This is a genomic window from Stenotrophomonas sp. CASM106 (assembly GCF_049384825.1).
Lineage (GTDB): Bacteria > Pseudomonadota > Gammaproteobacteria > Xanthomonadales > Xanthomonadaceae > Stenotrophomonas > Stenotrophomonas muris.
Genome location: NZ_JBMRFS010000002.1, coordinates 345,840 through 368,373, shown reverse-complemented (window position 1 = coordinate 368,373; position 22,534 = coordinate 345,840). Strand labels below are relative to the sequence as shown.

The 22,534-nt window shown below is 68.3% G+C and carries 24 protein-coding genes; 21 read left to right on the top strand and 3 right to left on the bottom strand.

All coding sequences use genetic code 11. The features are described 5' to 3' along the window. Positions 1-178 precede the first annotated feature (178 nt). The gene (locus tag VG556_RS05465) at positions 179-1,594 is read left to right on the top strand and encodes a GGDEF domain-containing protein (RefSeq protein WP_032958025.1); all 1,416 of its coding nucleotides are present in this window, start codon (positions 179-181) and stop codon (positions 1,592-1,594) included. Positions 1,595-1,689: 95 nt separating this feature from the next. Here VG556_RS05465 and VG556_RS05460 read toward each other — a convergent pair whose 3' ends face one another. Further along, positions 1,690-2,892 carry an MFS transporter gene (locus VG556_RS05460; protein WP_414616632.1) on the bottom strand — a complete coding sequence of 401 codons (1,203 nt, stop codon included), beginning with the start codon at positions 2,890-2,892 and terminating at the stop codon, positions 1,690-1,692. Positions 2,893-2,981: 89 nt separating this feature from the next. Here VG556_RS05460 and VG556_RS05455 point away from each other — a divergent pair, with 89 nt between their 5' ends. The 15 genes from VG556_RS05455 to map all read left to right on the top strand — a co-directional run bounded on the left by VG556_RS05455 (position 2,982) and on the right by map (position 15,618). Beyond that, on the top strand, positions 2,982-3,431 hold the full coding sequence (locus tag VG556_RS05455) for a winged helix-turn-helix transcriptional regulator (protein ID WP_100449653.1): 450 nt from the start codon (positions 2,982-2,984) through the stop codon (positions 3,429-3,431). A 73-nt stretch (positions 3,432-3,504) separates the two neighbouring features. Continuing rightward, positions 3,505-4,632: a metallophosphoesterase gene (locus VG556_RS05450; RefSeq protein WP_100449652.1), complete on the top strand. Its 1,128-nt coding sequence runs from the start codon at positions 3,505-3,507 to the stop codon at positions 4,630-4,632. Between the two features lie 133 nt (positions 4,633-4,765). After that, entirely contained in the window at positions 4,766-5,449 is a 684-nt protein-coding gene (locus VG556_RS05445; RefSeq protein WP_014646433.1) for a response regulator, read from the top strand. Next, positions 5,446-6,825 (top strand): sensor histidine kinase, encoded by a 1,380-nt coding sequence (locus VG556_RS05440; RefSeq protein WP_049419408.1) that lies wholly within the window; start codon positions 5,446-5,448, stop codon positions 6,823-6,825. Before VG556_RS05445 ends, VG556_RS05440 begins: the two co-directional genes overlap by 4 nt. Positions 6,826-6,905: 80 nt before the next feature. Then, a complete protein-coding gene (locus tag VG556_RS05435; protein ID WP_100449651.1) occupies positions 6,906-7,742 on the top strand; it encodes an alpha/beta hydrolase in 837 nt (278 codons plus the stop codon). A 1-nt stretch (position 7,743) separates the two neighbouring features. After that, a complete protein-coding gene (locus VG556_RS05430; RefSeq protein WP_014646430.1) occupies positions 7,744-8,103 on the top strand; it encodes an EamA family transporter in 360 nt (119 codons plus the stop codon). After that, positions 8,100-8,498, top strand: coding sequence for a DMT family transporter (locus VG556_RS05425; protein ID WP_032958031.1), 399 nt, complete (start codon positions 8,100-8,102; stop codon positions 8,496-8,498). Before VG556_RS05430 ends, VG556_RS05425 begins: the two co-directional genes overlap by 4 nt. Before the next feature lie 10 nt (positions 8,499-8,508). After that, complete coding sequence (locus tag VG556_RS05420) at positions 8,509-9,717, top strand: DegT/DnrJ/EryC1/StrS family aminotransferase (protein ID WP_014646428.1); 1,209 nt, start codon at positions 8,509-8,511, stop codon at positions 9,715-9,717. A 168-nt stretch (positions 9,718-9,885) separates the two neighbouring features. Further along, entirely contained in the window at positions 9,886-10,602 is a 717-nt protein-coding gene (locus VG556_RS05415; protein WP_014646427.1) for an MtnX-like HAD-IB family phosphatase, read from the top strand. A 64-nt stretch (positions 10,603-10,666) separates the two neighbouring features. Continuing rightward, positions 10,667-12,067 carry an aspartate aminotransferase family protein gene (locus VG556_RS05410; RefSeq protein WP_014646426.1) on the top strand — a complete coding sequence of 467 codons (1,401 nt, stop codon included), beginning with the start codon at positions 10,667-10,669 and terminating at the stop codon, positions 12,065-12,067. A 28-nt stretch (positions 12,068-12,095) separates the two neighbouring features. Beyond that, positions 12,096-13,160 carry a GNAT family N-acetyltransferase gene (locus VG556_RS05405; RefSeq protein WP_100449650.1) on the top strand — a complete coding sequence of 355 codons (1,065 nt, stop codon included), beginning with the start codon at positions 12,096-12,098 and terminating at the stop codon, positions 13,158-13,160. Positions 13,161-13,163: 3 nt separating this feature from the next. After that, positions 13,164-14,048: an arginase family protein gene (locus VG556_RS05400; RefSeq protein WP_049419411.1), complete on the top strand. Its 885-nt coding sequence runs from the start codon at positions 13,164-13,166 to the stop codon at positions 14,046-14,048. Positions 14,049-14,187: 139 nt separating this feature from the next. After that, positions 14,188-14,547, top strand: a complete 360-nt coding sequence (locus VG556_RS05395) for a bleomycin resistance protein (protein ID WP_014646423.1) — start codon at positions 14,188-14,190, stop codon at positions 14,545-14,547. A gap of 68 nt (positions 14,548-14,615) precedes the next feature. Beyond that, positions 14,616-14,828 (top strand): ParD-like family protein, encoded by a 213-nt coding sequence (locus VG556_RS05390; protein WP_014646422.1) that lies wholly within the window; start codon positions 14,616-14,618, stop codon positions 14,826-14,828. A gap of 7 nt (positions 14,829-14,835) precedes the next feature. Further along, positions 14,836-15,618: a type I methionyl aminopeptidase gene (gene map, locus VG556_RS05385; RefSeq protein WP_202909963.1), complete on the top strand. Its 783-nt coding sequence runs from the start codon at positions 14,836-14,838 to the stop codon at positions 15,616-15,618. Here map and VG556_RS05380 read toward each other — a convergent pair. Beyond that, on the bottom strand, positions 15,615-16,229 hold the full coding sequence (locus VG556_RS05380; protein WP_032958042.1) for a LysE/ArgO family amino acid transporter: 615 nt from the start codon (positions 16,227-16,229) through the stop codon (positions 15,615-15,617). The genes map and VG556_RS05380 overlap by 4 nt on opposite strands. Before the next feature lie 106 nt (positions 16,230-16,335). Here VG556_RS05380 and VG556_RS05375 point away from each other — a divergent pair, with 106 nt between their 5' ends. The 5 genes from VG556_RS05375 (at position 16,336) to VG556_RS05355 (ending at position 22,010) form a co-directional block, all read left to right on the top strand. Then, entirely contained in the window at positions 16,336-17,229 is an 894-nt protein-coding gene (locus VG556_RS05375) for a LysR family transcriptional regulator ArgP (RefSeq protein ID WP_100449648.1), read from the top strand. A 78-nt stretch (positions 17,230-17,307) separates the two neighbouring features. Next, positions 17,308-18,708, top strand: coding sequence for a TolC family protein (locus VG556_RS05370; RefSeq protein ID WP_014646418.1), 1,401 nt, complete (start codon positions 17,308-17,310; stop codon positions 18,706-18,708). After that, positions 18,701-19,714, top strand: coding sequence for an HlyD family secretion protein (locus tag VG556_RS05365; RefSeq protein ID WP_046429613.1), 1,014 nt, complete (start codon positions 18,701-18,703; stop codon positions 19,712-19,714). The genes VG556_RS05370 and VG556_RS05365 overlap by 8 nt, the downstream gene beginning before the upstream one ends. After that, the gene (locus tag VG556_RS05360; protein WP_100449647.1) at positions 19,699-20,886 is read left to right on the top strand and encodes an ABC transporter permease; all 1,188 of its coding nucleotides are present in this window, start codon (positions 19,699-19,701) and stop codon (positions 20,884-20,886) included. Before VG556_RS05365 ends, VG556_RS05360 begins: the two co-directional genes overlap by 16 nt. Next, positions 20,883-22,010, top strand: a complete 1,128-nt coding sequence (locus VG556_RS05355) for an ABC transporter permease (RefSeq protein ID WP_014646415.1) — start codon at positions 20,883-20,885, stop codon at positions 22,008-22,010. The genes VG556_RS05360 and VG556_RS05355 overlap by 4 nt, the downstream gene beginning before the upstream one ends. A 130-nt stretch (positions 22,011-22,140) precedes the next feature. Here VG556_RS05355 and VG556_RS05350 read toward each other — a convergent pair whose 3' ends face one another. Then, positions 22,141-22,509 carry a glycine zipper 2TM domain-containing protein gene (locus tag VG556_RS05350; RefSeq protein WP_014646414.1) on the bottom strand — a complete coding sequence of 123 codons (369 nt, stop codon included), beginning with the start codon at positions 22,507-22,509 and terminating at the stop codon, positions 22,141-22,143. Positions 22,510-22,534: the final 25 nt, after the last annotated feature.

Here is a 22,534-nt window from a genome sequence, read left to right as displayed (position 1 = left end):
CATTCTCCCATCAATGCGAGTGATTCTCAAATGCGTTCACTCATTGCCGCCGCGGCGCCGACGTGCTTTGCGCGCCGTGCAACCCTGCATCGCGCATAAACTGACCGGCCAACCCGCCATCAACCGTGCGCCACCGCGGCCGATACCCGTGGTTTGCCGTACGCAGTCAGAGATCGACGTGGAACCACCCCAACTGGACGATGCCAGCCAACCGCTGGCCGAGGCCTGGCAGCACTGCCTGCAACAGGCCGGCCCTGCCGCCACCGCGCTGCTGCACGCCGCCGCCGCCGATGCCCCGCCGGCGCTGGCCCAACGCTTCTACGAGGTACTGCTGCAGGACGGGCGTGCACGCCGCTTCCTGTCCCACGATCAGGTCAAGCAGCGCCTGCAGCCGGCCATGCAGCGCTGGCTGGTGCAGTTGCTGACCACCAATGCCGACGGTATTGCCGGCGCCGTTGCCTCGCAGCGGGTGATCGGCGATGTGCATGCCCGGGTCGGTATTCCGGTCGACCTGGTCACCCGCGGCGCGCGCGTGCTCAAGCACGAACTGTTCGTGCGCCTGCACGACGACGCGCCCGACAGTGCCACTGCGTTCGCCGCCATCGACTGCCTCAGCGCGATCATGGACATCGCCATGGAAGGCATGACCCTGGCCTATACCCATGCACGCGAGCGCTCGACCCGCGCCGATGCTGCGTACCGGCTGTTCTCGCTGGTGCAGAACGTCGGCACCGAACGCGAACGCCAGCGCGCACTGCTGCTGGACTGGGAGAACGCCCTGCTCTACGCGCTCGCTGGCCACGTACAGGCCAGCGACAGCGCCAGCCTGGCCACTTCCGAGTTCGGCCTGTGGTTCACCCACAAGGGCATCCCCAGCTTCGGCGAGAGCAGCGAGACCCGGCAGGTCGGCCAGCTGATGGCCCGCATCGACAGCAACCTGCAGCGGGCGAGCAACGATGCCCCGGCACAACGACTGGCGGTGCTGCCGGCCATCCGCGAGGACCTGGCCGCCATCCGCACCCTGATGACGCTGCTGTTCGAGCGCATCGGCGAGCTGGATGCCGGCAGCGATGCGCTGACCAACCTGCTCAACCGCCGCTTCCTGCCTACCGTGCTGCGCCGGGAGATCGAGCTGGCCACGCGCAACCGCACGCCGTTCTCGCTGCTGCTGCTCGACCTGGATCACTTCAAGGCGATCAACGACGGCCACGGCCACGACGCCGGGGACCGCGCGCTGCAGCACGTCGCCGGCCTGCTCGGCCAGCTGACCCGCGGCAGTGACTACCTGTTCCGCTATGGCGGCGAGGAGTTCGTGGTGGTGCTGGTCGCGGCCAGCGAATCACAGGCCGCGGTGATCGCCGAAAGCCTGCGGCGGCAGATCGCGCAGTCACCGGTGGCATTGGCCAACGGCCAGGTACTGGCACTGACCGCCAGCATCGGCGTAGCCGGCCATGACGGCCACCCGGACTACGAGCGGCTGATGGCACGGGCCGATGCGGCGATGTACGAGGCCAAGCGCAGCGGCCGCAACCGCGTGGTAGTGGCCAGCGCGGACCTTGAGGAAGCACCGGGACGGCGTGCACTGCAGCGATGACGACAGGACAGGTAGAGTCGACCGCTGGTCGACTATCGCACGCAGCGCGGGATTTTTCGCACGCGGGGCGAAGAGCAGTCGACTGACAGTCGACTCTACCGACAGTCGACTCTACCGGTTCGCGCGCCAGCCGATGCATTGGACGCCACCACCCGCCATGCTGCCCACCACAACAGCGCCAGCGCCGCGATGCCTGCACCCAGCAGGCACACCGCAGGCCAGCCATGCCGGGCCTGCATCCAGGGCCCGGCAGCCGCACCGGCACCACTGCCCACTGCATAGAACAGCATGTACAACGCCACCAGGCGTCCATGCTGTTCTGCCGGTGCACGCAGCAGCAGCGCCTGGTTCGATATGTGCAGTGCCTGCCCACCGAGGTCGAGCACGATCACGCCCAGCAGCAGCAACGACAGCGCCTGCGGCAGGCCCAGCAGCGGCCACCACGCGGCCAGCATCAGCAGCAACGCGCCAAGACTGACCCGACCGGCGAAACCGCGGTCCATCCAGTGCCCGACCCGCGCCGCCATCAAGGCGCCCACTACGCCGGCCAAGCCCAGTGCGCCGATGGCCGCGGTGGACCACTGCAACGGCGGCGCCGACAACGGCAGCGGCACCGCCGCCCAGAACACGTTGAGGCCAGCAAACAGCAGCAATGCCAGCGGCCCACGCTCGCGCAGCGCGCGGTCCCGGCGCAGCATGCCCAGCATCGAACCCAGCAGTTCGCGCCAGCGCGGTGGTACCGCCGGCACCGGCACCGCCGGCAGGCGCCGCCACAGCAGCACGGCCAGGGCCGCCATCAGCGCTGCCGACAGCAGATAGACCGCCCGCCAGCCGACGGTGGCCGCGACCGCGCCCGATACAACGCGCGCCAGCAACAGGCCGATGAACACGCCGCCCTGCACCACGCCCACCAGGCGCCCGCGCTGCTCGGGCGGCGCAAGCGTGGCGGTATAGGCGATCAAGCCCTGGGTCAGCGCGGTGCCCAACAGCCCGGCCAGCAGCATGCCCGACAACAGCCAACCGGCCGTGCGTGCCGCTGCCAGCCACAGCAGGGCCAGCACCAGCGCCATCAACTGCATCCGCAGCAGGCGTCGCCGGTCACCGCGATCGGCGAGCGGCAGCAGGCCCAGCAATGCCAGCACACTGCCGGCCTGGGTTGCCGCCAACACTGCGCCCGCCACGGCACGGTCCAGTGCGAAGGCCTGTGCCAGCCGATCCAGCAGCGGTTGCGCGTAATAGACGTTGGCAACGCTGGCGCCGGCCGCGACCGCGAGCAGGGTCAGCAATGGGCGGGACATCGATGCGCTCATGATGTAGTTGCAATTTGAAACTTGATGCAGGCTATCGTCATTGGTTTTAAACTGCAACCACATTCGGAGGCCACAGCATGCACGCCAACAGTCCCTGCCCCGTTGCCCGCAGCGCCGACCTGCTCGGTGATCGCTGGGCACTGCTGGTGATCCGCGATGCCTTCGACGGAGTCACACGCTTTGGCGACTTCCAGCGCAGCCTCGGCGCGGCGCGCAACATCCTCAGCGATCGCCTGCGCAGGCTGGTCGAGGCCGGCATCCTGCAACTGCAACCGGCCTCCGATGGCTCGGCCTACCAGGAATACGTGCTCACCCACGCCGGCCAGGAACTGTTCCCGCTGCTGGTCGCGCTGCGCCAGTGGGGAGAACGCCATCGCTTCAGCGCCGGTGAAGCCCATTCGCAGTTGATCGAATCCAGCACGCGGCGACCACTGCCCTACATGCAGCCACACGGGCGCGACGGTCAGCCGCTGCAGGCCGCCGCCACCCGCGTGCGCAAGCTCAAGGACGACCAGCGCGACGCCTGATCCGCCCATTCGCGCACACCACGATCCGGCCGCGCCGGTTAGCATCGGAGGTTTCCGCCGCCGGACGCCGCCGATGCCGCGCTATCGCCCTTTCCTGCTGACCGCCCTGCTGTTGCCGCTGCTGGCCTGCGCCACAGCAACCACGCAGGCCCGCGAGGTTGCCGCGCCCGCCGACCACGTGCAGGCCGATGGCCCCTATGTATTCCGCCAGGGCGACCAGCTGCAGGCCAAGTGGATCTGCGACGACAAGGTCGAGTCGCGCTCGCTGGCCATCAACACGACGGGCACCGATATCGCGCCGCGCTGTGGCTACGAACACACCGTGCACGTGGCCGCGCCGAATGCGGCCTCGGTCTCCGTGCTGCCGGCCGCGCCGCGCATCGTCGCGCTGTCGGACATCCATGGCCAGTACGGGCTGCTGGTGCGCCTGCTGCGCGCCCACCAGGTCATCGACGCCCAGGATCGCTGGGCCCTGGGCAAGGACACGCTGGTCATCGCTGGCGATGTATTCGACCGCGGCCCGCAGGTGACCGAGGCGTTCTGGCTGCTGTACGGCCTGCAGCAGCAGGCCGCCGCCGCCGGTGGCGCAGTGCACTTCGTGCTAGGCAACCACGAAACCATGGTGCTGTACGACGACCTGCGCTACGTCAACCCGAAGTACCTGCGCAGCGCCCAGCTGCTGGGCCGCAGCTACCCGCAACTGTATGGCGCCGACTCGGTGATCGGGCAGTGGCTGCGCACCCGCCCGGTGCTGCTGAAGATTGGCGATACCCTGTTCCTGCATGGCGGCATCTCGCCCGAAGCGGTGCAGCTGGCGCTGGACCCGGCACGCACCAATGCGGCCTATCAGGCCTCTCTGGGCCTGCCCAAGGCCGAAGTGAAGGCCGACCCGGCCACCGCACCGCTGTATGACGGCAAGACCAGCCCGATCTGGTACCGCGGCTATTTCGATGGCCGCCTCGACACCGCGGCGGTACAGGCCGTGCTCGATCGCCTGCAGCTCACGCGCATCGTGGTTGGCCATACCTCGATGCCGCACGTCAGCAGCTTCCATGGCGACCGCGTGATCGCCATCGACAGCAGCATCAAGAACGGCGAGAACGGCGAACTGCTGTTCATCGAGGATGGCAGGCTCAGCCGCGGCCTGCTGGACGGCTCACGGGTGCCGCTGGTACTGGGTGAGCCGGGCCTGCAGGACTGAATGGCGGGACAGCGCGACGGCGCCGGGAGGTGCCGGCGCGCTCCACCTTCACCCCGTTTGCGGCTACCCTCGGCAGCCGAGAGGCCCACCCCGTCCATCCGCTGGGCCCGACCGTTACAGGAGCCTCCCGCGCATGCGCGTTCTGATTGCTGAAGACGACCCGGACATCGCCTCCGGCCTGTGCGCCTCGCTGCGCCGGCAGGGGCATGTGGTCGACCACGTCGACAACGGCGCGCACGCCGACGCCGCGCTGGGTTCGACCCAATACGCGCTGCTGGTGCTGGATCTGGGCCTGCCGCAGCTGGATGGCCGCGACGTGCTGCAGCGCCTGCGCCAGCGCGGCGATGGCCTGGCGGTACTGGTGGTGACCGCCCGCGACGGCCTGGCCGAACGCGTGCGCGTGCTCGACCTCGGTGCCGACGACTACCTGGTCAAGCCATTCGCACTGGACGAATTCGAAGCCCGCGTGCGCGCACAGCTGCGCCGCGTGACCAGCAATGGCAACCCGGACCTGCGCATCGGCCGCCTGCGCATCGATCTGGCCGGGCATCGGGTGTGGATCGACGACCAGTCGCTGGAACTGACCGCACGCGAGTTCGGCCTGCTGTCGGCACTGGCGGTGCGCGCCGAGCGCATCGTCTCGCGCGCACAGCTGGTGGAGGCGCTGTGCGACTGGGGCCAGGACCTGACCGACAACGGCCTGGACATCGCCCTGCACCGCCTGCGCCGCAAGCTGCAGCCCGGCGGCATGGGCATCCGCACCGTGCGCGGACTGGGCTACATGCTGGAAGACGCGCAGGACGACAGCGCCCCGTGATCAGCGGCCCCCCCAGCCTGCGTCGGCGCCTGCTCGCCTTCCTGGCGTTGCCGATGCTGGGCCTGCTTACCTTCAATACGATCCTGGCCTATTACGTTGCGTTGGATTATTCCAACCGCATCCACGACCGTAACCTGATCGACGACACGCACTCGTTCGCGCAGATGCTGAGCACCATGCCGGTGACCAGCGACCTGTCTCCGCAGGCGCGCTTCCTGATCGAGTACGACCCCGACGGCCATCGCTATTTCAACGTCGACAGCAGCCGCAAGGGCACCCTCAGCGGCAATGCGGACTTCAGCCCGTATGCCCCTTCTCAGGACTGCACCGGCGTGCATCCGGCCCTGTACGACGGCAACCTCAATGGCCAGCAGGTGCGCATGGCCACCGTCTGCACGCAGGCGATGAACGATCCGCAGGACGAGCTGGCGGTGACCGTGGCCGAAAGCATGGCCGACCGCCGCCAGCGTGCGCGCGAGATCCTGATGATCATCATCCCGCTGATGACCATGCTGGCGCTGGGCACCGCAGCGCTGGTCTGGTTCGGCGTGACCTACGGCCTGCGCATCCTCACGCCGCTGAGGACCCGCCTGGCGCAGCGCCGTGGCGAACTGGCACCGATCTCCGACGCCGACGTGCCGGAGGAGATCCAGCCGCTGATCAGCACCATCGACGATCTGTTCGCGCGCCAGGCGGAAATGATCACGCTGCAGAACCGCTTCATCGCCGATGCCGCGCACCAGCTGCGTTCGCCGCTGGCCGGCATGGCCCTGCATGTGGACCAGGCGCTGGCCCATGGTGACCCGGACACGGTGCGCGAGGCATTGCAGCACATCCGCCGGCTCAACCAGCGCACCGCCCGGGTCAGCACCCAGCTGCTCGCACTGAGCCGGGCGCAGACCGTGCCCGATACCGTGGAGGCACTGGACCTGTGCGAGCTGGTGCCGCAGTGGGTCGGCATGCGCGTGCCCGAAGCGATCCGCGATGGCATTGATCTTGGTTACCGCGGCAGCCCCCACCCGCTGCGCGTGCTCGGCAACGGTGCCCAGCTGCAGGAAGCACTGGACAACCTGATCGACAACGCGCTGCGCTATGCCGGCCGCGATGCGACCGTCACGGTCGGCGTGCATGCGCTGGATGACAATGACGTCGAACTGTACGTGGAGGACAACGGCCCCGGCGTGCCCGAGGACGTGATGCCACGGCTGGGCGAGCGCTTCTTCCGAGCGCCTGGCACCGCAGCCAGCGGCACCGGCCTGGGCCTGGCCATCGCGCACGAAGCGGTGGAGCATTCCGGCGGCCGCCTGACCTTCCTCAACCGCGCCGGTGGGGGCCTGAAGGTCGCCATCACACTGCCGCTGCTGAAGGCCCCCTGACCCGTACCGGGGCGCTGAAAGGCTGGCGAAAATCGCGCTTGCGATCCTGACCATCCCCACTGCCGTCCCGGAGCCGCCAGGTGACCGAATCGCACGACTTCTTCCTCCCAGGTGGCCCGCAGGGCGTGCTGCTGGTCCACGGCCTGACCGGCACCCCGGCGGAAATGCGCATGCTGGGCAAGGGCCTGAACAGCGCCGGCTTCACCGTACACGGCGTGCAGTTGCCCGGCCATTGCGGCACCGTGGATGACCTGCTGGCGACCACCTGGGAACAGTGGTACCAGGGCGTGGAAGATGCAGCGGCGAGCCTGCGTGGCAAGGTCGACCAGTTGTTCGTCGGCGGCCTGTCGATGGGCGCGGTACTGGCGCTGGCGCTGGCTGCACGCCGCCCCGAATGGGTGTCCGGCGTCGGCGTGTATGGCGCCACCTTCCGCTACGACGGCTGGAACATTCCCGCCGTGGCCCGCCTGTCGTTCCTGCTGCCGTGGTTCAAGCGCTTCAACATCGGCCGCGACCGCATGTTCATGGAAGAACCGCCCTATGGCCTGCGTGACGAGCGCCTGCGTGCGCAGGTCAGTGCCGCCATGCTGTCCGGCGACAGCGCCGCGGCCGGCCTGCCGGGCAACCCCTGGCACGCGCTGGCCGAGATGCGCGCCCTGAGCAACTGGACCCGCCGCCACCTGCACCAGGTCACCGCACCGTGCCTGGTGATGCACGCCCGCGAAGACGACGTGGCCAGCATGGGCAACGCCGAACTGGTGATATCGAGGGTCAGCGGCCCGAAGGAACTGGTGGTGCTGGAAGACAGCTACCACATGATCACGATCGACCGCGAACGCCGCGAGGTGATCCGCCGCAGCGCGCGTTTCTTCACCGAAATCGGTGAACGCAGCGGCGTGCTCAAGGCGGTGGCCTGAGATGGGGGCACTCGCCACGCTGCTGTGGCTGGCCAATGTGGTGCTCGATACCGGTGGCCAGCTCGCCTTCAAGGCCGCCGCCAGCGACCCGCAGGATGGCGAAGGACTGCAACGCTGGAAACACATGCTCAGCCGCCCCTGGCTGTGGATCGGCATCGCCTGCTACGTGCTTGAGTTCGTTGCCTGGATCGCGTTCCTGTCGCTGGTGCCGTTGTCCAAGGGCGTGCTGCTGGGCTCGATCAACATCGTCGCGCTGATGATCGCCGGCCGCATCCTGTTCCGCGAAAAGCTCACGCCATTGCGGGTGACCGGCATGCTGCTGGTCACGGCGGGCGTGGCGGTGGTGGGGGCCGGCTCATGAGGCGCCTGTATGTGATCGGCTTTCCCCTGCTGATGGCCTTCGACACGCTGGCCCAGCTGTGCTTCAAGTACGCCGGTGACGCCGCGCTGCCGGTCGAGGCCAACACCGCGTGGCTGCTGCGCGTACTGTCGCAGCCGTGGGTATACGGCGCGGTCCTCGGCTACATCGGCGCGTTCTTCACCTGGATGAGCCTGCTGCGCCATGCGCCGATCGGCCCGGCGTTCGCGGCCTCGCACCTGGAGGTGATCAGTGTGCTGCTGCTGTCGGCCTGGCTGCTGAAAGAGCCGCTCACCCTGCACCACCTTGTCGGTGCGGTACTGATCGTGGCTGGCATCGTCTGCCTCGGCCGCGCCGAAGCGGACGACCCGCACAGCCCCGCCGACAGCACCTCGTGAGCGGGCTGCGATGAGCCTGTTCGCGCGCGAACTGCCGCCGACCGCTGGCCTGCCGATGCAGGCCAGCGACTTCCTTCCCGGCGGCGGCGACCTGCGCGACATCCTGGCCACCCAGCTCGGCACACCGCCGCTGCAGCTGACCTGTTCCGGCACCCACGCGCTGCTGATCGCGCTGCGTACCCTGCGCAAGCGCGCGCCCAAGCGCGATACCGTGATCCTGCCGGCCTATACCTGTCCGCTGGTGCCGATCGCGGTGCACAGCCTCGGCCTGCGCGTGCAGCTGTGCGATACCCGGCGTGGCCATTTCGACTTTGATCCGGCACAGCTCTCGCGCCTGGCCGACGCACGGACGCTGGCAATCCTGCCCACCCACCTCGGCGGGCGCATCGCCGATGTCGAACGGGCCTGCGAGGTCGCACGCGGCGCCGGTGCCTGGGTGATCGAAGATGCCGCACAGGCGCTGGGCGCACGGGTCGGCAACAGCAGCGTGGGCCTGCGTGGCGACATCGGATTCTTCAGCCTGGCCGCCGGCAAGGGGCTGAGCCTGCATGAAGGCGGCCTGCTGGTCAGCCGCGATGACGAGCTGCGCGCCGCGCTGGCCGAACATGCCGCCGAACAGGTACGTTTCAGCCTGCGCTGGGAGCTGCTTCGCAGCGTGCAGCTGCTGGGTCTTGCCGCCTGTTACCGCCCCTCGCTGCTGTCGCTGGTGTACGGCAATCCGCTGCGCAGCGCCCTGCAACGCGGCGATCTGGAAGACGCGGTCGGAGACATTTTCCCGCTGGACATCCCGCAGCACCGGGTCAGCCAGTGGCGGCAGAACGTGGGCGCCCACGCTGCACGGCGGCTGCCTGCGTTCCTGCAGGCCGGGCGCCTGCGCGCACTGCAGCTGCGTGTGCAGCTGGCACAGCTGCCGGCGGTGGAGGTGGTCGATGGCCTGGCCGGCACCGGCGGCACCTGGCCGATGCTGATGCTGCTGCTGCCCAGCCAGCGCGCGCGCGATGCCGCACTGGACGAACTGTGGCCGCGCGGCCTCGGTGCCAGCCGCATGTTCATCCATGCCCTGCCCGACTACGCCTACCTGCGTGGCATCGTGCCGCAGGACGACATGCCGAACGCGCGCGACTTCGCCGCACGCATGCTGACCCTCGGCAACAGCGCCTGGCAGACACGGGAAGAGACCGCGCAGATCCTGCGGGCGCTGGCCGCTGCGCAGCCCTGAAAGCGCGGTTTTCACGGCATCACGCCCATTCAGCACGCTCGATTCCTGAACACTTTCCCCACCCGGCGGTGCAGGCTTTCAACAGGAAAGGAACGAGAAAGGCTGCCTGCCTACATTGAGCCTGCCCCGGCATCGTGCCGGACGTTTCTTTCATCGACGGACCTGCCCATGCACTGGAGCATCCTGTGTGACTTCGATGGCACCATCAGCCTCGAAGATGTCATCGACTCGCTGCTGGAGAAGTACGGCCAGCCGGGCTGGCAGCAACTGGAAGACCAGTGGAAGGCGGGAAAGATCGGCTCGCGTGAATGCATGCAGGGCCAGGTGCGGCTGCTGAAGCTGGACCCGGCCACGCTCGACGCGCACCTGGACCAGGTGCAGATCGATCCGGGCTTCGCCGCCTTTGTCAGCCGCGCCGAACAGCTGGGCGTGCCGCTGCGCATCGTCAGCGACGGGCTGGACTATGCGATCCACCGCATCCTCGCCAACCACGGCCTGTCGCGACTGCCGGTGGTGGCCAACCACCTGCGCTGGTGCGAAGACCATTGGGAACTGGAGTCGCCCTACCAGGCCGAAGGATGCCGCAGTGGTACCTGCAAGTGCACCTGCGCCGCGCAGGCGCGTGCCGACGAAGCACCACGCGTGCTGATGATCGGCGATGGCAGCTCGGATTTCTGCGTCTCCGAAGATGCCGACTTCGTGTTCGCCAAGCGCCGCCTGATCACCCATTGCACGAAGGCCGGCATCGAGCATGCCGCCATCGATACCTTCCACGATGCAATCGCACTGTTGCCGCGCTTGCTCGATGGCAGCCTGCTGCAGCCACGTCGCCTCGACGCCAGCCCGCAGCCCGCCGCACTGCCCCTGCTGCTGGCCACCGCCTGAGCACTCCCTTCCAGGCGCGCTCCCCCGTCACCCCTTTCGAACGTCCTTCACGGAACCGAACTGCATGAACATTTTTGACAAGAACGCCGACGCGGCTGCCTCCGACGCGCAGCTGCTGGCCGACGAAGCCCGCTACAGCTCCTTCGGCGACACCGTCCACTACGTCGACCCGCCGAAGATCTTCCAGCGCGGCGAAGGAAGCTACATGTTCGACGGTGCGGGCGTGCCCTACCTCGACCTGCAGATGTGGTACTCGGCCTGCAACTTCGGCTACAGCAACAAGCGCCTGAACGACGCGCTGAAGGACCAGATCGACACCCTGCCGCAGGTCGCCAGCCAGTACCTGCACCCGACCCGCGTGCAGCTGGCCAAGACCATTGCCGTGGACATGCACCAGAAGTTCGGCCTCGACGGCCGCGTGCACTTCAACGTCGGCGGCGCGCAGGCCATTGAAGATTCGCTGAAGATCGTGCGCAACGCGCGCGGCGGCAAGAGCCTGATGTTCGCCTTCGAGGGCGGCTACCACGGCCGCACCCTGGGTGCCTCGTCGATCACCTCCAGCTACCGCTACCGCCGCCGCTACGGCCACTTCGGCGAGCGCGCGATGTTCATCCCGTTCCCGTACCCGTTCCGTCGCCCGAAGGGCATGACCCCGGACGAGTACTCCGACCACTGCGTGTGGCAGTTCGAGCGCCTGTTCGAAAGCGAGTACAACGGCGTGTGGGATCCCAAGGTCGGCCAGGCCGAGTACGCCGCGTTCTACGTCGAGCCGATCCAGGGCACCGGCGGCTACGTCATCCCGCCGCGCAACTTCTTCACTGGCCTCAAGCGCGTGCTGGACAAGTACGGCATCCTGATGGTCGTCGATGAAATCCAGATGGGTTTCTGGCGCACCGGCAAGCTGTGGTCGATCGAGCACTTCGGCGTTACCCCGGACGTGCTGGTGTTCGGCAAGGCGCTGACCAACGGCCTGAACCCGCTGTCGGGCCTGTGGGCGCGCGAAGAACTGATCAACCCGACCGTGTTCCCGCCGGGCTCCACCCACTCCACCTTCAACTCCAATCCGCTGGGCACCCGCCTCGGCCTGGAAGTGCTGAAGCTGGGCAAGGAAATGGATTACGAGCGCACCGTGCCGGAGAAGGGCGCGTACTTCCTGGACGGCCTGCGTGGCCTGCAGAAGCGTCACCCGGAGATCGGCGACGTCGACGGCCTGGGCCTGGCCCTGCGCGCCGAGATCTGCCAGACCGACGGCTACACCCCCAACAAGGAACTGCTGGACCGCATGGTCGACATCGGCCTGGCCGGTGACCTCCTGCACGACGGCAAGCGCATGGGCCTCGTGCTCGACGTGGGTGGCTGGTACAAGAACGTGATCACCTTCGCGCCGTCGCTGGACATCAGCTACGAAGAGATCGACCTGGCGATCACCCTGCTCGACCAGGCGCTGACCAAGGCCAAGGGCTGAGGTCGATGCGCTGCCGGTTCCCGTGCCGATGGAGATGACGTCACGCGCATCCAGCACCGCGCTGGAACCGGCCGCGCTGCTGGAGGGCTTCCTGGCCCACCCGCCGCTTGGATTCGAGGCAGGCCTGCTTCCCAGCGGCCTGCCGACCTTCCGTGCGCCGCTCGACCTGACCACCACGATGGACGACGACCTGCGCGGCAAGCTGCTTGGCTTGCCGCTGTCGCGCCTGTGGCGGCCCTGGATCACCTGGAAGACCCGCTTCGTCGGTGCCACCAGCACCGAGTACAGCCCGTTGCCCGCGCACGTCGCACCAGAGGCATTGGCCGAGGACGTGACGCGTCACGCGATCGGCGATTCCCGGCTGCTGGTGGTCAAGGACCTGGCAATCGATTCGCCGCTGCTGGACGACGCGGCCAATGCACACAGTAGCGCCTTCCTGCAGGCGCTGCTGGCACGCGGTTTCGTCGAACTGGAAGGCATGCCGCTGGCTTGGGTGGCGATCGATTTCGATTCGATCGATGGCTATCTCGGACGCCTGTCGTCCTCGCGCCGCAAGAACATCCGGCGCAAGCTGCGCTCGCGCGATGGCCTGCAGATCGACTGCATCGCCACCGGCGATCCGGCCCTCGCCAACCCGCAACTGCAGGCCGAACTGTACGCGCTGTACCTGGGCGTGTTCGCGCAGAGCGCGGTGCATTTCGACCAGCTCGACGTGGCCTACTTCCAATACCTGCTGGCCGACAGCCAGGGCCAGGGACGGATGTTCCTGTACCGCCACCAGGGTCTGCTGATCGGCTGGAACCTGTGCTACATCCACGCCGGAAAGCTGGTGGACAAGTACATCGGCCTGGCCTACCCGCAATCACGCGAGCACAACCTGTACGCGGTCAGCTGGATGCACAACCTCGAGTACGCGCTGCAGCACGGCCTGAGCCACTACGTGGCCGGCTGGACCGACTCGCGGATCAAGGCCGAGCTGGGCGCCCGCTTCACCTCCACCCGGCACGCGATCCACGCCCGCTCCCCGCTGCTGCGCGCTGCCCTGCGCAAGCTGGCACCGTACCTGCAGGGCGAACCTGATGGAGGCGGTTGAACGATGTCGGCGCGTTTTCCGCTGATCCTGGACCTGGACGGTGGCGTACTGCCGCTGCCACAGGCGCAGACCCTGGCGCTGCCGCAGTGGCACGATCCGCTGCGCTTCGCCTGCAGCACTTCAACCCTGGACCGTTTCGCCGCTGAAGTGCTGGCACCGCTGCCGGCCCAGCTCGGCACGGTGATGCTCGGCAGTGGCGACTTCCACCACCTCAGCCTGCCGCTGCTGCGTCGCATGCGCGCGCACCAGCCGTTCCAGCTGGTGGTGCTGGACAACCATCCGGACAACATGCGTTTCCCGTTCGGCATGCACTGCGGGTCGTGGGTGAACGCGGCCAGCAAGCTGCCGCAGATCTCGCACATCCATGTGCTCGGCATCACCTCCAGTGACATCGGCCTGGGCCACGCCTGGGAGAACCATTGGCGCCCGCTGATGGGCGGGCGCCTGACTTACTGGTGCATGGATGTGGACGTGGGCTGGGGCCACCGCCTCGGCAGCGGCCGTGCATTCCGACGGTTCGAGCACCCGGAGGCACTGGTTGCCGCGTTCGCCGCCGAGCAGGCCAAGTCGCCGCAACCGACCTACCTGTCGATCGACAAGGATGTGTTCGCCGAGGACGTCGCCCGCAGCAACTGGGACCAGGGCCGCTTCCAGCTGGAACACGCACTGGTGGTGATCGAAGCGCTGCGCGCCGGCGGCCTGGTCGGCAGCGACATCACCGGCGAAGTGTCGCTGGCCAACTACCAGAGCCGCTTCAAGCGCTGGCTGTCGTCGCTGGACGGCCAACCTGACGTCAGCGCCGAGGATCTGCCGGTGTGGCAGGCACGGCACCAGCAGGTGAATCGCGAACTGCTGGCGGCGATGGCCGCCGTGCCGACCGCCTGCTGACCGCGCCGGTCGTGCCGGCCGCTGGCCGGCGTGGCTTCGGTAGTGCCGGCCGCTGGCCGGCAACCTCATCGTTCCCAGGCTCGCCGGGATGCCGGCCAGCGGCCGGCACTACACTGGACTCCCGCCCCGGAGCCTCGCGATGCCCCAGACCGTCATCCCGCAACTGCGCATGCGCCATGCCGACACCACCCTGCCGTTCTACGTGCAGGGGCTGGGTTTCGTGGTCGACTGGGAACACCGCTTCGAACCCGGCTTCCCGCTGTTCGCCCAGCTCACCCGCGACGGCCAGACGATCTTCCTCACCGAACACAGCGGCGACTGCGAGGTCGGCGGCGCGGTGTACTTCATCGTTGAAGACGTCGACGCCCTGCACCGCGCCTTCAGTGCCGCCAACGTACCGATCGAGCAGCCACCGCACGACACCGGATGGGGCAGCCGCGAGATGCTCCTGCGTGACCCGGACGGCAACCGACTGCGCTTTGCCACCCACGTGGACTGAACGACGCGGGCTTGAGGCGGATATACGGAACATATATGCTTCGTATATCCATTCCGCCAGGACCGCCCATGGGCATCGTCAACATCGATGACACCCTGCACGACCAGCTGCGCCGTGCCTGCACCGTCTCCAGCCGTTCGATCAACGCCCAGGCCACCTTCTGGATCCGGGTCGGCATGCTGTGCGAGATGAACCCCACGCTGAGCTTCCAGGACATCGTCGCCAGCGAACTGCGGGCAGCCGGGGTGCAGCCGCAGGCGCTGGCGCCCGGGCGGGCCTGACATGACGATGATCAAGCAGCCGCACGAAATCGCGTTGCTGGCCGAATCCGGGCGCCTGCTGGCGCAGGTGTTCGCCGCGCTCGACCAGCTGCCGCTGCAGGGACGCAGCACGATGGAGATCAACGACTTCGTCGAGCGCATGATCGTCGATGAGCTGCAGGCGCGGCCGGCCAGCAAGGGCCAGTACGGCTTCCCGTATGTGCTCAACACCTCGATCGACAACGTGGTCTGCCACGGCGTTCCCAGCACCGCCGACGTGCTGCGCAGCGGCCAGATCGTCAACCTCGACATCACCCTGGAGAAGAACGGCTACATCGCCGACTCCAGCACCACCTACCTGGTCGGTGAGGTCGACTACGCCGCGCGCAGGCTGGTGCAGGCCACCTACCAGGCGATGTGGAAGGGCATCGCTGCGGTGCGCCCGGGAGCGCGCCTGGGCGATATCGGCCACGCCATCGCCCGCCACGCGCGCAGCCACGGCTACAGCGTGGTGAAGGAATACTGCGGCCATGGCATCGGCCAGCAGATGCACGAGGAACCGCAGATCCTGCATTACGGCCATCCCAACACCGGCATGGTGCTGGAAGAAGGCATGGTGTTCACCATCGAGCCGATGCTCAACCAGGGCAAGCCGGCCATCCGTCAGCAGCCGGACCAATGGCCGGTCTACACCCGCGACGGCAAGCTGTCGGCGCAGTTCGAGCACACCGTGGCGGTCACCCGCAGCGGCGTGCGCGTGCTGACCCTGCGCCCCGGCGAAACCGCGCAGTGCGCGGTGGACGCGGCCTAGAGCGGGCGCAACAGCAGCAGCGTGGCGAGGCAGGACATGAAGACCGCCACGGCGGCATCCAGCACCCGCCAGGCGCCCGGCCTGCGGAACACCGGCTGCAACAGGCGCGCGCCATAGCCCAGCGTGCAGAACCAGGCCACGCTGGCGGCGCAGGCACCGGCGGCGAACGCCCAGCGCAGGTCACCGGGGTAGCGCGTGGACAGACTGCCCAGCAGCACCACCGTATCCAGATAGACGTGCGGGTTGAGCAGCGTGAACGCCAGGCAGGTCAGCAGTACCTGCCGTCCGCTGCCGCCCTGCGCCTCGGCGGCGGCCAGGGCACTGCCACCGCGCCACGCGCGCAGCCCCGCCCGCAGGCCATACCAGAACAGGAAGGCCGCACCACCGAAGCGCAGCACCTGCAGCAGCAGCGGCCACTGCAGCACCAGCGCGCCCATGCCGCCAACGCCAGCAAGGATCAGCGCGATATCCGCGCCGGCGCAGGCCAGCACTACCCTCCCTACATTGCGCTGCTGCAGGCCCTGGCGCAGCACGAAGGCATTCTGCGCGCCGATGGCGATGATCAGGCCGGCACCTGCGAACAAGCCGGCGGCGGTAGCGGCAATCCACATCGGGACAGGCCAGGCAGCGAGGGGACGCGCAGGGTGCCGCCAACCGCCTTGATTAGACAAACTGATTTTTCTTTATCCTGTGCAGGAAAACTGAAGAGGCACCGGCATGGACCTGGTACACCCGCAACTGGCCGCGTTTGCCGCGGTGCTGGAGGAAGGCAGCTTCGAGGCTGCGGCACGCCGCCTGTCGATCAGCCCGTCAGCACTGTCGCAGCGGATCAGGGCCCTGGAGGACAGGCTCGGGCAGGTACTGGTGGTGCGCCAGGCACCCTGCCGGCCGACTGCCGCGGGTGAAGCGCTGCTGCGCCGGGTGCGACCGATGCAGGCGCTGGAGGCCGAGGCATTGGCCGAGCTGCTACCCGAGCGTGGCAGCGACGCTGCGCGCAGGCCGATCCCGCTGGCGGTCAACGATGACTCGCTTGATACCTGGTTCGTGCCGGCCATCGCCGACCTGCACCAGCGCCACGGCTATCTGTTCGACCTGCGCATGGACGACCAGGACCACACCCTGCAGCTGCTGCGCGATGGCAGCGTGCTCGGCGCGGTCACCGCCGAAAGCCAACCGGTGAAGGGATGCAACGCGCACCCGCTCGGCGCGATGCGCTACCACGCCATCGCCTCGCCCGGCTTCGCCCGCCAGTACTTCCGCGATGGCATGCAGGCCGCAACCCTGGCGCACGCACCGATGCTGGTGTTCAACCGCAAAGATGAACTGCAGTGGCGCTTCGTGCGGCGCCTGACCCGCGCGCGGCTGCAGCCGCCGCTACACTACCTGCCCTCCTCCACCGGTTTCGTCGAAGCCGCCGCGTGCGGACTCGGCTGGGGCATGGCCCCGGAAACCCTGGTCGCGCCCGCCGTGCGCGCCGGCCGCGTGGTGGTACTGGAACCCCGCCGCTGGCTCGATGTGCCGCTGTACTGGCAGCATGCCGCCGTGCGCTCAAGCACGCTGCAGCACATCACCCAGGCGCTGCGCACTGCGGCCAGAGGCACCCTTCGTTGAGGACAAACCGATGATCGCAGACCCGGGCTTCACGCTGCACGCACTACCGTTTGCGCACTTCTTCACTACTGGGACGGCATGGGCGTGATCGGCCGACGTACAAGGATGCACCGCGCGAAGGCCGCGCTGGCGCTGGCAGCCTGCCTGCCATTCGCTGCCGCCGCGCAGCCCACCAGCAACGCACCGGCATTGGACTGGGAACAGGCACGGCAACGCCTGGAGCAGGTCTCCGATGCGTTGGCCGCTGCCGACGCCGCCGTGCGCAACAAGCAGGACCTGCAGGACGCGACCCGCCTGCTGCGCCTGCCGGAGATCACCGGCGAAGTGCGCCGGCTGCAGTTCCAGAAGACGCTCACCCTGCCCCTGGGTTCGCTGGCTCCGGTGGCCGAGGCCTTTGGCATCGACTCGCCGCTGTCGTTCACCGAACGCGACTGGCGTACCCGCCCGGTGGTGACTGCAGTGCTGCCGCTGTACACCGGCGGCGTGATTCCGGCCGCGCAACGTGCCGCCAGTGCCGCCCACGAACAGGCCAGTGCCGAGCGCGAAGCACAACGCCAATCGCTGACCGTACAGCTGGCCCAGGCCTATTTCGGCCAGCGCCTGGCCGAGCAGGCGGTGGACGTGCGCCGCGATGTGCGCGATGGCCTCAACCGCCACCTGTCCGACGCAGAGAAGCTGGAGCGCGAGGGCTTCGCCACCCGCGCGCAGCGCCTGCAGGCCACCGTGGCCCGCGACAAGGCCGAGCGCGAATACCAGAAGACAGTGAACGACCTGGCCACGCTGAAGGCCGCACTGGCCACGCTGCTGCGCAGTGGCGGCGAGGTGCAGCCGGTGTCGCCGCTGTTCGTGCAGCGCGTGCCACTGGAACCGGTGGCCAGCTTCGAACGCACCGCGCAGGCGCGGCAGCCGCAGATCGCGCGCCTGCGGGCGATGGTGGCGCAGGCCGAACAGGGCGTGCGCGTGCAGCAGGCCAAGCTGAAGCCACAGATCTTCGCCTTCGGCCAGTACGACTTCCGTCGCCGCGACGAGATGCTGACCGATCCGGACTGGGCGTTCGGCATCGGCCTGAAGTACACCTTCCTGTCGCCGAACTCGCGGCCGGCGCAGATCAGCGCCGCGCGTGCGCAGCAGGACCAGGCCGAAGCGGGCCTGCGCGAGGCCGAGAACCAGGTCGCGCTGGGTGTGCGCAAGGCCTGGAACGAGCTGGAAACCGCACGCCAGCAGTACGTGCTGCTCGACAGCAGCATCGCCCAGGCACAGGAAAACCTGCGCCTGCAGGAGCTGGCGTTCCGCGAAGGCCAGGCGACTTCGCTGGATGTGATCGACGCGCGGCTCGGCCTGGGTGGCGCCCGCGTCGAGCGCGCACAGGCCGCCTACCAATACGATATTGCGCTGGCACAGTTGCTGGAGATCAGTGGACAGATGGACCGTTTCGAAGAGTTCCGGCGGCGGGCGGACGAGGTGATCGACCATGAGTGATGTGCTGCACGACGATGCGACGACGCCCCCGGGCAAGCGCCGGTTGGGACCGATCCTGGTAGTGGTGCTGCTGGTCGTGGTGGTGCTCGGCCTGTGGCTGGCCTGGCGCAGCCCGGCCGACCAGATCCAGGGCATGGCCGATGCGGACACGATCAACGTGGCCGCCAAGATCACCGCGCGCGTGGCCGAACTGAAGGTGCGCGAGGGCGACCGCGTGCAGGCCGGGCAGGTGCTGTTCCTGCTCGACAGCCCCGAAGTGGCCGCCAAGGAACAGCAGGCGCACGGCGCTTTGGCCGCCGCACAGGCAGTGGCCGACAAGGCCGACGAAGGCGCGCGCAGCGAAGACATCCGCGCCGCCGAAGCGAACTGGAAGCGGGCCGAAGCCGGTGCGGCGCTGGCTGAAGCCACTTACCAGCGCGTGCAGAACCTGTTCAACGAAGGGGTGATGACCCGGCAGAAGCGTGATGAAGCGCATGCCCAGGCCACCAGTTCGCGTGAACTGGCCCGTGCCGCGCGCGCGCAGTACGACATGGCCCTGGCCGGCGCGCGCGAGCAGGACAAGCGTGCCGCGCAGGGCCAGGTGCAACAGGCACAGGGCGCGGTGGCCGAGGTCAACGCAGCGCGTGTCGAAGTGGAAGGGCGCGCGCCGGTCGCCGGCGAAATCAACAAGCGCATGGCCGACCCGGGCGAACTGGTGCCGGCCGGCTACCCGGTGTTCACCCTGGTCGACATCGACCGCATGTGGGTCGCCATGAACCTGCGCGAATCGCAGATGCAGGGCCTGAAGGTCGGCAGCAAGCTGCAGGGCAGCGTGCCGGCGCTCGGCCTGGACGGCGAATTCGAGGTCTACTTCATCAATCCGGCCGGCGACTATGCAACCTGGCGTACCACCCGCCAGTCGTCCGGCTACGACGTCCGCAGCTTCGAGGTGCGGGTGCGCCCGGTACGCCGCATCGAGGGCTTCCGCCCCGGCATGAGCGTGCTGTTCGCATGGCCCCAGCACTGAGCCCCGGCCGCGGCGGCTTCGCCGCCAGCTGGCGGCGCGAGCTGCAGTCGCTGCGCAGCAACCGCGCCGACCTGATGCTGGTCACCCTGCTGCCGCTGCTGATGCTGGCGGTGATGGCATGGATGTTCACGCCCTCGGTGATGCGCGATATCCCGATCGCCGTGGTCGACCTCGACCACAGCAGTGACAGCCGCCTGCTGCTGCGCATGCTCGACGCCAGTCCCGGCGTGCGCGTCGCCAGCCAGCCGGTGGACCTGGAAGACGCACGTTCGCAGCTGCGTCGGCTGGATGTGTTCGCCATCGTACTGGTGCCGCGCGATGTCACCCGGCAGGCGCTGCGTGGGCGCCAGGGCACGGTGTTTGCCTATTACAACGCCACCTACATGACCACCGGCCAGTCGGCGTCGCGCGACATCGGCGACGCGGTTTCCGCATGGAACGCGCGCCTGCTGCGCGAGCGCATCGGCCTGCAGGTCGGCCCGGGCAAGCTGCGCGCGGCACCCATCGCGGTGCAGTCGGACATCCTCTACAACCCGGCACGCAGCTACGAGCTGTTCCTGCTGCCGTTGATCTTCCCGGCGGTATTGTCGCTGGTACTGGCACTTGCAGTGGCCGGCAGCCTTGGCCGCGAGATCCGCGACGGCACCCTGCCCGCTTGGCTGGGCCGCGCGCCGTGGGCGGCGATTGCCGGCAAGGTCGCGCCGTACATCCTGCTGTTCTCGCTGTATGGCGCGCTCGGCATCGGTTACCTGGCCTGGCTGCGCGGTGACGGCGTGGCCGGCAGCGTGCTCCTGCTGCTGCTCGCACAGCCACTGTTCTACCTGGCCACGGCCGCCTACGCGTTGTTCTTCGTCGGCGTCACCCGCGACATGGGTACCGCGCTGTCCGCAGTCGGCCTCAGCATCGGCACCGCGTTGGCCTTCTCCAGCGCCACCTTCCCGGTGCTGGACGGCCCTCTGTTCACCCGCATCTGGCATCAACTGCTGCCACTCAGCGCCTACATCAAGCTGCAGACCCAGCAGCAGTTCATCGGTTCGCCGCTGCAGGTTTCGGTGTGGCCGCTGGCCACATTGCTGCTGATGGCGGTGGTGGCAGGTGGCATTGGCGGCCTGCGCCTGATCGCCTTCGCGCGCACACCTGCCGCCGCACAACCCGCAGGGGCCGACGCATGAGCGCACTCTGGCGCAGCCTGCGGCAGACCCTGATGGCAGTGCTCTGCGACCGCTACGCGATCGTGGTGATGGTCGGGGCGGTGATCCTGTACTCGTTCTTCTATCCAGCCGCCTACCGGCACCAGGTGGCCGGCAACCTGCCGGTGCTGGTGGTGGACGAAGACCACAGCGCGACCAGCCGCGAGCTGCTGCGAAAGCTCGACGCACTGCGCGTTGCGCGCGTGGTCGGTCAACCCGCGGACGTCGACAGCGCACGCCGGCAGCTGGAAGCCGGCCATGCCGAGGGGATCGTCGTGATCCCGGCCAATCTGGAGCGCGACATCCTGCGCGGCCACCCGGCCAAGCTGGTACTGCTTGGCAACGGTGCCTACCTGGGACGCGCCAGCTGGGTGCTGGGCAGCGTGGCTGACGCGCTGGGTGCGTTCGGGCGTGATGCCGTGGTCGGCCAGGCCGCCTTCATGGGCGCACCGCAGGCACCACCGGTCACGCTTGTGCAGCGCCCCCTGTACAACACGCAGGAAGGCTATGGCAGCGCCATCGTTCCCGGCGTGGCCGAGCTGATCGTGCACCAGACGCTGCTGATGGGCATCGGCGTCCTGCTCGGCGGCCGCCGCCTCGCGCTCGGCCGGCGCCTGCGCTTCGACCTGCCGACCCTGGCCGGCATGGCACTGGGCTTCGGCCTGATCGGCCTGTTCGGTCTGTTCTGGTATGCCGGGTTCACTGCCTGGGTGCAGGACTATCCACGCGGAGGCAACCCGCTGGGCCAGCTGCTGGGTGGCACGCTGTTCATCGCGGCGACGGTGGCCTTCGGCCTGTTCGTCGGCAGCTTCTTCCGCACCCGCGAACGCGCCTTCCAGTACATCATCGCCACCTCGATCCCGCTGTTCTTCCTCGCCAACCTGTCGTGGCCCTCGGTGATGACGCCACAACCCCTGGTCTGGCTGGCGCAGCTGCTGCCGACCACCTCCGGCATCAACCTGATGGTGCGCCTGAACCAGATGGACGCCAGCCTGGCCGAAGTCAGCCACGAACTGATCACCCTCACCGTCCTGCTGCTGCTCTACGGCAGCCTCGCCACCTGGCGCCTCCTCGCAAAAAAGGGGACGGAGGGGATTAAGTCGTAAGCGGCCGGTTGGGGGGGATTGCGACTTAATCCCCTCCGTCCCCTTTTCCTGCAATGAAGAACGCCGGCGCGAGGCCGGCGTTCGAGTACTGCGATGTGGAAGGGGAAAAACGGGGGCCGTCGGCGATCGATCAGCGATAGACGCGTTCGCAGCGGCGCTCGACCACGCGGTCGCCGTTCTTCTGCTGGCTGTTGCCCTGGATCTGGCGGCCCGCCGCACCACCGGCAACAGCACCGGCCACGGTAGCGAGCTTCTTGCCATTGCCGCCGCCCACCTGGTTGCCCAGCAGGCCGCCGATCACCGCGCCAGTGGCCGTACCGGCGATGCGGTTCGGATCGCGCGAGTTGCGCTGCACTTCCACGTTCTTGCAGACCACGCGGCTGCCATCGTTGAATCGGCGTCCTTCATCGCGCGGGCCATAGGTCTGCGCGCCGGCCACCGACGAAGCCGCCAGCAGGGTGCCCAGCACAAGCAATCGGGTCGAGGTCTTCATGGCCATCTCCTAGGTTCCGGTATGGCGCAAG